This window comes from Sulfurisphaera sp., from assembly GCF_059755235.1.
Genome location: NZ_DBPRYF010000013.1, coordinates 1 through 9,519, shown reverse-complemented (window position 1 = coordinate 9,519; position 9,519 = coordinate 1). Strand labels below are relative to the sequence as shown.

Genomic DNA, 9,519 nt, shown 5'->3' with positions numbered 1-9,519 from the left:
TTTTCAAATGATATTGAGAAAGTTTATGAGGGACCTTCTGGTAATCCAGTGACTCTTCAGAACGTAAAAAGAGGTTATACTACAAATCTACATAAAGCATTAAGTAAGATCCTTCAGCAACTAGCTTATAGTCAACTCCCTGTAAGACTCATTATACTCTCTGATGGTAAACCTACGGATAAGAGAAACGTTAAGGATTATGAAAAACTTCAAGTTCCTCCAAATGTTCAGATAATTTCAATCGGAATCGGAAGAGATTATAATGAGCTTATTTTAAAGAGAATATCAGATAAAGGTTCTGGTGTATATTATCATATAGAAGATCCTACACAATTACCTTCAGTATTTGTACAACAGAAAGTAAGTGACATTGCAGCTTATAATTTTGTTTTGAATTTACCACAAGGGTTTGAGTCAATTAATTACGAAGTCCCTGTTAACATTCCAGTTGTGGACAGAACCATTTCCATATACGCAATAGGAACGATTCCTCCAGGTAGTCAACCAGTTCAATTGGTCTTCTCTGGTAGTTATTTTGACCCGGTGAGAAAAATGAACGTTCCTATTCAAGAACAAGTTATTCTTCAAAGAGGTAATGAAACGCAAGTGATTCAAGGGATAAATCAAGGAATAATAGCAGAGGTTAGGTATTTTGCTTTACTAAAGCAATACAGCAATGCAATCGCAAGCGGCAGTAAAGAAGCAACCGAAATAGCACAAGAGCTAATAGCGGCTGCTGAACAAACTAGAAGAGAGGACTTAATTGAGGAAACGAGGAAACTTACTGGCGACTCAAAGTCAGATCTGTCAGAAATTACAAGGACAATGAGGAAAGGTTAAGTATGAGAAAAGGTTTAAAAGTCACGGCTCTTGATTTTTTGGTATGGTCAGACTAACGTTCTTTCATGATGTTATCTGTCCTTTCTGTTTCGTTACTTCAAAAAGGTTAAGGAATGTTATAAAGGAGTTCAAAGGAGAAGTGGTAGTAAAACATAAGGCGTTCTCAATTATATCGTCCTTGGAAGATCTGAAAGAAATAGCTCCGACAGTTGAGGATGCAAGAAAAGTGTTTCTAAATGAATTTCAAATAATAAAGAAATATATTCCAGACTATGAACCGGAAAAAGTTATAGGTAAAGGGAAAATTGGTTATGTCTGGTCTCTACCACCACTTATGGGATGTAAGGCAGCGGAATTCCAGAGAGGTGATGAGGGACATTGGGAGTTCTTTGATAGAGCACAAGAGAAGTTCTTCCTTGAAGGAGAGGACATTACACAAGACGACGTTCTAATACAGATTGCCAAAGAAATTGGACTTGACGTTGAGCAGTTCAAGAAAGATTTTAAGTCAAAGAAGGCAAAGCTTGCGGTAATTGAAGATGAAGAGGAAGCTAAAGCAATGGGAATTAGGGGAGTTCCAGCTATTTTAATTAATGATACGTGGCTTATAAGAGGTGTTCAATCGGAAGACTTCTTAAAACAAGCAATTGAAGATGTGCTAGAGCACGGTGAACCAAAAACTGTTAAACTAAAAGCTTTTTGGGAAAGAGAATGATATTATACATATGAAGACTGTAAAAAACTACATGGCAACTCCAGTATTTCAAGTAGAAGCAAATACATCCATTCAAGAAGTATGTAAGTTAATGGTAGAAAGAGGAGTAGGATCAGTTATTGTAAGTGAAGGTGGAGAACCAAAAGGAATATTTACAGATAGAGATGCAGTAAGAGCCTTTTCAATGGGTTTGAGTCCAAATGATGAAGTCAGATTAGCATCTACAATGGGGAATCTAATAACAGTTGATGAAGATACTGATGTATTTGTTGCTATAGATTTGATGACAAAGAAAAAGATAAGACATCTTCCAGTAAAGAACAAAGAAGGATATATAGTTGGTATGTTCTCCATAACAGACATATCAAAGGCTTTACACGATATATCTACATAAAAATATTATATATATAAATATATATGTAAGGCACTATTTTTATTATTTGTGGACTACTTAGAGTTATTACCTCTTGAGGCTAACTCATTAAAACAAAGCCTTAGAGCAATATATCATCAAGATGGAAAAAAAGAGGAAATTGATCTTTCCTACGGCAAGGTCTCTCAAATAATACAAAATAGACATGATATCATATTTTCTCATGAGCTCTTAGACGGAGAAGCATTAATACTTAAAAACATCTCTGATTTTCTAGTTGTTAAAGACTCTTTTTATACTCTCTTGCCTAGGAAAAAAGTTGACTTAAAAGTTAAAGGAAGAAGTCTTCAAATTGGTTCACCATTAGTTTCTACTACAGTAACAGTTAGTAATCCACAAGCCTCCTTCTATCTTGACGAAATTGTCGATTCAGTTTATCCATTACCTTTTAGAGATTCTTCTTTTGATAGCGTGGTTATATCAGAAGTTCTTGATTATGATACTATAAAAGAAGCGTCAAGAGTTGTTAAGAAGAGTGGTAAGGCTTACCTGGTTTTCAATGCATTCAAGGGGATAAAACCAGCAGAGGCAATAAGGGCTTTTTCAATTAGGTTTATACCATTATTTGCTAAAGAACTGAACGGTTTTTGGATAATTGAAGGTACAAAAAAAGATTAAAACACAACGAACTATAACTATCTGTGAGCAAACTAGTAAGCCTAGAAGAAAGCTTAAGCTTGATAAAAGAGAACGATACTATAACAATCAGTGGAATGTCTTTTCATAGAAATCCTATGAAATTTATTTATGCATTGGTGAACTCTGGGATCAGAAATCTTGGATTTGTTGATAGAGAACCAGGTTTTGGTCTTGAGATCCTACTTAAACATGGAGTTGTTAAAAAAGTAAGAGCGCCAATGGTAACCCTAGAGTGGTTTGGGATCCCGCCAAACTTTAGGAGAAAAGTTGAACAACGAGAAGTTGAATACCTAGAGGATACTTGTGGCGCTTTTATAGCTGGAATAAGGGCTGGTGCCTTTGGAGTTCCTTTTATGCCTGTGAAAGGTATTCTAGGCTCAGATTTAGTGAATCTTCATGAGAAGCAGGGTACATGGAAAGTAGTTAAAGATCCATTTTCTGGAGAAGAGATCCTTCTTGTGAAAGCTATAACTCCAGATGTAGCAATTATACATGTACATAAAGCTGATGAAGAGGGTAATGCAGAAATACAAGGTCCTTTATATGAGGATGAATATAAGGCAAAGGCTTCTAAGAAAGTGATCATAACAGCAGAAAAGATAGTCCCTAGCTCATATTTCATCGGGAAAAGACCTACTATAAATGGGATCTATGTAACTGCAGTTGTTCATTTGCCTAAAGGAGCAGAACCAACAAGCATGTTTGGTCTTTATGACATAGATTGGGAAAAGATAATAGAAGAACTACAACCTTTATGATTCCAGTGCCGACCTTATGTTGTAAGGGTCTAACTTATTTATAAAAGCTATGTCGTTTTCATTTACAGTGACTATCTCTGGTTTTTCACAATATACGTCAAAACCCGTGTTCATTTTAATCTCTTTACAGTTACTCCAAGGGTAAATGTAGTCTACACTCCATTTCTTCTCGCCTCTGACATACCTCATAACACCAAGGTTAGTAATTACATACACGTCGTTTGTAGAGTTTTTTGCAGTTCCAGTTACAAAGTCAACTCTCTTTACTAATGATTTTGTAGAGTGCTTCAAGTTCCACAAAACTACTTTCTTAGCTAAAGGCATTAAATAGGCAGTAGCAGCTCCTCCAGTTAGCCTAACTTTTGGTCTTTCATAATTACCTATGACAGACAAATTTACGTTTGTCTCTTCATCAATCTGTACCGGACCTAAGAACATTACGTCTAGTAAACCTTTCTGAAATAAATCGAATGAATCAGCAGTTATCATAACTGGTGAAGATTCAGAGTAGAAAGGATCGCCAGTAGAAGGCGTTATCATTACACTTGAAGGGTTATCAGCTTCTGCTACTCCTATAATTCTAATCTTCTTTTTATATACATCTCTAGCTAGAAAAGCTCCTAGCACTGCGGGTATGGAATTTAAACCTATGTAAACTTTTTCTCCGTCATTAAGAGTTAGTGAAATTGCCTTAGCTACATGCTCTACTATCATATATGAGTAACTAGTTGTTTTCATAATTATATTTAATCTTCTTAGGAGTTCACACTAAGAGTCTGTGTATTGGACAAATAGATGGAGAATGGAATTTCTACACTCGCATTAACTAAAATTGTCAGATTATTAACCCTTGGCGGAATGGAATCACCATAAGGTTTTCTGTTGAAAATGACATAGATGTCATTGAAAGGTATTGTGGTATTAGAGTCTTTAATGTAGCAAATTGCTACTGCTTCTTTGCCAGTATTATTAACGACTAAAATAATAACATTGCTTACGTTTAGGTTTAGTGGGTTTATTTTCTGTGCAGGTTTCTCTATTTTTGCATATATTAGAGTTACTTTACCAGAACCTTGGGAATGAAAGAAGAAGAGTTGTAAAAGACCTATAATTAATATAAAAATGGGAATTATAAAATATATTTTCCTCATAAAACAAAGTTTGTTTTTTAGGATATAACTTTATTTCAGTATCAAGAGAATAGAATTTTTTCATATTAATGTGATGTTTTATGTCAAGGTAGCGGTTTGGTTTATCCAACAAGAGTCGTTATGCCGATTTGGTAATATGCTAAGCACACTAAAAAATGAGTGGCTATATAAGTAGAATTAAAACTCACGAACAACCTTAATTGTCGTCGTATTTAGCTCTAAAAGCTTTTATTTCACTGGAAAAACCTTATTAATATGAAAATCTACAAATACGGTGACTATTATTTTTCTGGAGTTAGTCATGTAGTTCCAAGTTATTTCCAAGACGTCGTATTTATTTATAAGAATGGGGGTTCTTGGACTTCAATAAGTGCAGAGAGACTGAAAAGTAATGACTCAAATATAAATATTATAAAAGACAAGATCAAGTACGCTACTCATGAAGACGATCTAACAAAAGCTGTTTCAGAATTAAGAAAACAAGGAATTAATATAGAAGAAGTAAATAAACCACCATTTCCTCTCAAACTTTTAGAAGGAAAGAAAAAGATTCAAGCGGAATTTGATTAGATTTTGACATTTTCTTTATAAAATCAGTCCCTAGTTCGTCATCAATTTCTCAGTCCCGCAGAGTTTCCTCATCGTTTAAATATCACCAAGTTTATTTTTAAATTCATGTACAGTCTGTATAAACAAGGTACGCAAAAAGAAAGCGGAGAAGATGTAATCAGATCTAACATAATGGCAGTAAGAACATTGGCAGAAATGCTGAAGTCCAGCCTTGGACCAAAAGGATTAGATAAAATGCTGGTCAGTAGCACAAATGATATAACAGTCACGAACGACGGTGTTACAATAGTAAAAGAAATGGATGTCCAACATCCAGCCGCAAAGTTAGTCGTTGAAGCAGCAAAGGCACAAGACACACAGGTAGGCGATGGAACAACTTCAGCAGTTGTATTAACTGGGTTCTTACTTGAACAAGCTGAGAAACTTTTAGATCAAAAGGTTCATCCTACGACAATTATTGACGGATTTAAGAGGGCATCAGACATAATACTTGCAAATGATAAAGAAGTAGCAATTAAAATCAGCACATCTGATAGGGAATATCTTAAAAAAGTGACTTTTACCTCTCTTTCGAGTAAATTCTTCTCTGGTGAATCAACGTTAGATAAAATAATTGATATCTCAATTGATGCAGTATTGCAAGTAGCCAAGAAACAAGACTCAAAATATATCATTGATCTTTCAGATATTAAAATAGTGAAGAAAAGAGGAGAAAGCATAGATGAAACGCAATTAGTTAAGGGATTTGTATTAGATAAAGAAGTAGCTCATGAAAACATGCCGAGAAGAGTTCAAAAAGCTAAAATAGCTATAATAGACTTTGCGTTAGACGTAGAGAAGCCTGAAATTTCCGCAAAAATGAGTATTTCATCTCCGGATCAAATAAAAGAAGCGTTAGAGGAGCAAACAAGATATGTAAAGTCATTAGTTGATGCCCTAGTAAATGCCGGAGCTAATGTTATAGTTTCTCAGAAAGGAATGGACGACATAGCAACTTACTTTATGGCAAAGAAAGGTGTAATGGGAATTAAGAACGTAAGCAGAAGTGATTTAGAGAAATTAGCCAAATCAGTCGGAGCTAAAATAATAACTACAATAAAAGATATTTCACCAGAAGATTTAGGCTATGCAGAAGTTGTTGAAGAGAGAAAAATTGGTAACTCTAAAGCTGTGTTCTTTGAAGGCGCAAAACAAGGAGACGCAGTAACAATTTTGGTAAGAGGTTCAAGTGACATAGTCATGGATGAATTAGAGAGGAGCTTACAAGATTCATTAAATACTGTTAAAAACGTCCTTGAGTACCCATATGTAGTTGCAGGAGGAGGAGCATTTGAGATGGAGATGGCGTTTAAACTTAGAGAAGAGGCTAGAAAAATAGGTGGAAAAGAGCAATTAGCAGTTGAGGCTTATGCAGATGCATTGGAAGAATTTGCAATAACATTAGCTGAAACAGCGGGATTAGATAGTGTAGATACATTAGTACAATTAAGAAACCTACACAATAAGGGGTTAAAGAATGCAGGAATAAACGTAATAGAAGGAAAGATTGAGGAAGATATGGCTAAGATAGGCGTGTTGGATCCACTAATCGTTAAGGAACAAGTAATAAAGAGTACAACTGAAGCAGCGACTGCAATACTAAAGATTGATGACTTTATTGCGGCAGCCCCAGCAAAAGCTCCACCACAAGGTGCAGGACAAAGAGGAATGGAAGGAATGGGCGGCGGAATGATGCCCGGTATGATGGGATAAAAGCTATAAAATTTTCCTTTTTAATTCATTATGAAAATGTCCTTCTGTTTCTCATGAAAGGTTGTTATGTATTTTCATATTATTTTTATTTTAATCATTTTGCACTCTTACAGCTAATTTAACTAAACAGTAATGCACTTACATATGTTGATTAAATTGAAAATGCGCTAACTCTATGTCTAGCTTAACAAAGAGGTAGTTAAGAGAAGATCTAGATCGGGAAATGTCGTCAATAATTAAGGAGATTTAGCTCCTTTGAAGATTTCATGGAAGTTTGGATTTCTAAATGTACAAAGAGTCAAGAAGACCATAGAGGTGCTCAGTCTTCGAAGATCAAATATCTAGACCCAAGTATTTGGTGAGTTATTAGAGATGTACTTAGTTACTGGAATGAAAAGACTTTATTAAAGTCAATTGTTGATAATATAAAAGTAAACAAACTAAAGAAAATAGCTGAGATATTTGTTGTTATTCAATAATTTATGTAAGAGTTAGGCTTATTTAAAAGATTGCATAGATTGAAATAATGAGCCAAGAGATTACGTTAAGAGTTAGTGAAGTAAGGTACAGAGATGTTGGTAAGAAGATTGCAAGATTATCTGATTATACCATGAAAAAACTTGGTATAGAGACAGAGAGTTATATTGAAATAACAGGACCTAAAGGTTCTGTACCAGTACAAGTAAAGTCTATAGAACATAATTCTGATGACGAGATAGGAATCGATAATAATATTAGAAAATTTATTGGGGCTGATATTGGTGATAAGGTAAAAGTTAGGAAAGCCAATGTTAGACCTGCAGCAAAAGTCGTATTGGCACCAGTAGAGCAATCAGTATTCTACATTTCCTCCTTCCCTGAGTATGTAAAATATGAGTTGCTAATGAATAAACCGTTAACGAAAGGGGAAACTATACCGATACCAACTATCGGTGGTTCATTAGACTTAGTTGTAGTTGAAACACAGCCCTCTGGTTACGTTTATGTAACAGATTCAACAAACATTGAAATAAGAGAAGAACCAGCAAAAGAAATCGAATTAGGAGAATCTCCAAGAATTAACTGGGAAGATATGAGAGACATTAAGTCCTTAAACGTTAATGTATCATCTCCCCCCATTATAAAAGATCCATCGTCACCTCAAACTCCTACAGTAATCTCATCTACATCCCCTTCAGCCCCTTTATCTGCTCATATAAATTCAGTTCCCTTATCTGATAAGGATATTCTTATGAACATTAGAAGTTTTCAGTCTCGAGCTAGAGACGTTCTTGAGGCAGTTGCAGCAGCAGTACTTCAAGATTTAGGGTTTGAGACAAAGGTTGATGAATATATTGATACTAATTATGGAGGTAAAAAAGAAGTTGATGTATGGGCACAGAAAAATGTTTTGAATATTAAATTCAAAGTGTATGTATCATGCAAAAACTATGATGGAAATGTCGACTCGTCCATAGTCGAACAAGAGATTGGTAGAGTAGATCAGTTGGTGGAAGCTCCAAGTATAAAGTTCATAGTTGCTTCACAATTTAGTGAACAAGCCCGTAAAGCTACTATATCAAATGAGTTTATACCAATTCAAATTGGATTTAAGGTTAATAAAGATAATATAAATGAAATATTAGAAGCATATAAGAGAATATATAGGATTATGTATGCAATATTCTCCTCAATGAGTCCCAAAAGACTTTAACAATAAGCAGAAACAATAATAAAAGTAGTTGAAAAGTTAAGGAAAGTAAGCGACGACTTAAATAAGTTAAAAGACACTTTCTAACTCAATATCTAAGCCACTACAATAAAGGCAGAGAAATTAGCATAGTAAAGAAAAGGAAATGAAGAAGAAGTACTACACTAAGATTGTCTTACTATCAATTTAGATTTCTACTTCTTATTCAAGCGAAAGTCATAAATTAGGATTTCTTTTCCACTCTCTGTGAGAATACCCTTGTCCTTTAAACCTCTCTTCTTCCCATACATTTCCTCTTTCATTATATCCTCTCTCTTCCCAATAACCGTCTACGTACTCTTTTACAAACTCTATTTCGGTTAGCCATTTTGCACTTTTCCAACCATATAAGTGAGGCATAAAAGGTCTAGCAGGAAAACCGGCTTTTATATCCAAAGGCTTTCCGTTCATCTTTAATGCTATAATTGAATCCTCACTTAACGCATCTTCCACGGGGACTGTGGAAGTATATCCGTCTAGTGAGTAAAATATAACCCATTTTGCTTCATCTTTTACTTTTGCCATTTTAGCTAAAGTTGAAATCTTAACCCCTTCCCAGGCTACATCTGCTACGCTCCATCCAGTTACACAATGAAAGTCCTTTGTATACCTAGCGTCTATCATGTCGAGTAACTTCTCATAAGTAAACTCTAACTGGTTTTCAACAAGACCGCTTACTTTTAGCTTGTATTTTTGAATATCAACATTAGGCACACCTAATGCTGCATAGTAAATAAATTTCTTAACATAATGTTGATTAGGAGGAGACTCTTTTTGCATATGTCTTCTTATCATTAACAGTATTTAAAAAAGCATTAGAAAAATTAGAACGAAGCCACTGCCCTATACTTAGCCATCGTATAAGCTTTGTTGTAACAGCTTAACAAATATTTTGCAGTGGAACTCCATCTAAAGTTTTCTTCTACTCTCTT

Annotated in this window: 11 protein-coding genes; 8 read left to right on the top strand and 3 right to left on the bottom strand. The window is 34.8% G+C overall.

Annotated features, from left to right (window positions below):
- The 5 genes from AC3OCB_RS01385 to AC3OCB_RS01365 all read left to right on the top strand — a co-directional run.
- On the top strand, positions 1-840 hold an 840-nt coding region (locus AC3OCB_RS01385; protein ID WP_498340391.1), incomplete at its 5' end, for a VWA domain-containing protein.
- Between the two features lie 43 nt (positions 841-883).
- A complete protein-coding gene (locus tag AC3OCB_RS01380) occupies positions 884-1,555 on the top strand; it encodes a DsbA family oxidoreductase (RefSeq protein WP_498340390.1) in 672 nt (223 codons plus the stop codon).
- 10 nt (positions 1,556-1,565) lie between these two features.
- Positions 1,566-1,949 carry a CBS domain-containing protein gene (locus AC3OCB_RS01375; protein WP_498340389.1) on the top strand — a complete coding sequence of 128 codons (384 nt, stop codon included), beginning with the start codon at positions 1,566-1,568 and terminating at the stop codon, positions 1,947-1,949.
- A 48-nt stretch (positions 1,950-1,997) separates the two neighbouring features.
- Positions 1,998-2,606 (top strand): methyltransferase domain-containing protein, encoded by a 609-nt coding sequence (locus AC3OCB_RS01370; protein ID WP_498340387.1) that lies wholly within the window; start codon positions 1,998-2,000, stop codon positions 2,604-2,606.
- Positions 2,607-2,629: 23 nt separating this feature from the next.
- Positions 2,630-3,385, top strand: a complete 756-nt coding sequence (locus AC3OCB_RS01365; protein WP_498340386.1) for a CoA transferase subunit A — start codon at positions 2,630-2,632, stop codon at positions 3,383-3,385.
- Here the strand turns inward: AC3OCB_RS01365 and AC3OCB_RS01360 are convergent.
- Together AC3OCB_RS01360 and AC3OCB_RS01355 are read right to left on the bottom strand one after the other, a co-directional pair.
- Complete coding sequence (locus AC3OCB_RS01360; protein WP_498340385.1) at positions 3,380-4,099, bottom strand: CoA-transferase subunit beta; 720 nt, start codon at positions 4,097-4,099, stop codon at positions 3,380-3,382. The genes AC3OCB_RS01365 and AC3OCB_RS01360 overlap by 6 nt on opposite strands.
- Positions 4,100-4,140: 41 nt before the next feature.
- Complete coding sequence (locus AC3OCB_RS01355) at positions 4,141-4,536, bottom strand: hypothetical protein (RefSeq protein ID WP_498340384.1); 396 nt, start codon at positions 4,534-4,536, stop codon at positions 4,141-4,143.
- Between the two features lie 255 nt (positions 4,537-4,791).
- Between AC3OCB_RS01355 and AC3OCB_RS01350 the strand changes: the two genes are divergently transcribed.
- The 3 genes from AC3OCB_RS01350 to AC3OCB_RS01340 all read left to right on the top strand — a co-directional run bounded on the left by AC3OCB_RS01350 (position 4,792) and on the right by AC3OCB_RS01340 (position 8,551).
- Positions 4,792-5,106, top strand: coding sequence for a hypothetical protein (locus AC3OCB_RS01350; protein ID WP_498340383.1), 315 nt, complete (start codon positions 4,792-4,794; stop codon positions 5,104-5,106).
- 105 nt (positions 5,107-5,211) lie between these two features.
- Positions 5,212-6,858 (top strand): thermosome subunit alpha, encoded by a 1,647-nt coding sequence (thsA, locus tag AC3OCB_RS01345; RefSeq protein ID WP_498340382.1) that lies wholly within the window; start codon positions 5,212-5,214, stop codon positions 6,856-6,858.
- Positions 6,859-7,384: 526 nt separating this feature from the next.
- Entirely contained in the window at positions 7,385-8,551 is a 1,167-nt protein-coding gene (locus AC3OCB_RS01340) for a restriction endonuclease (protein WP_498340381.1), read from the top strand.
- 213 nt (positions 8,552-8,764) lie between these two features.
- Here the strand turns inward: AC3OCB_RS01340 and AC3OCB_RS01335 are convergent, their stop codons facing one another.
- Positions 8,765-9,367, bottom strand: coding sequence for a sulfite oxidase-like oxidoreductase (locus AC3OCB_RS01335; RefSeq protein WP_498340380.1), 603 nt, complete (start codon positions 9,365-9,367; stop codon positions 8,765-8,767).
- Positions 9,368-9,519 lie beyond the last annotated feature (152 nt).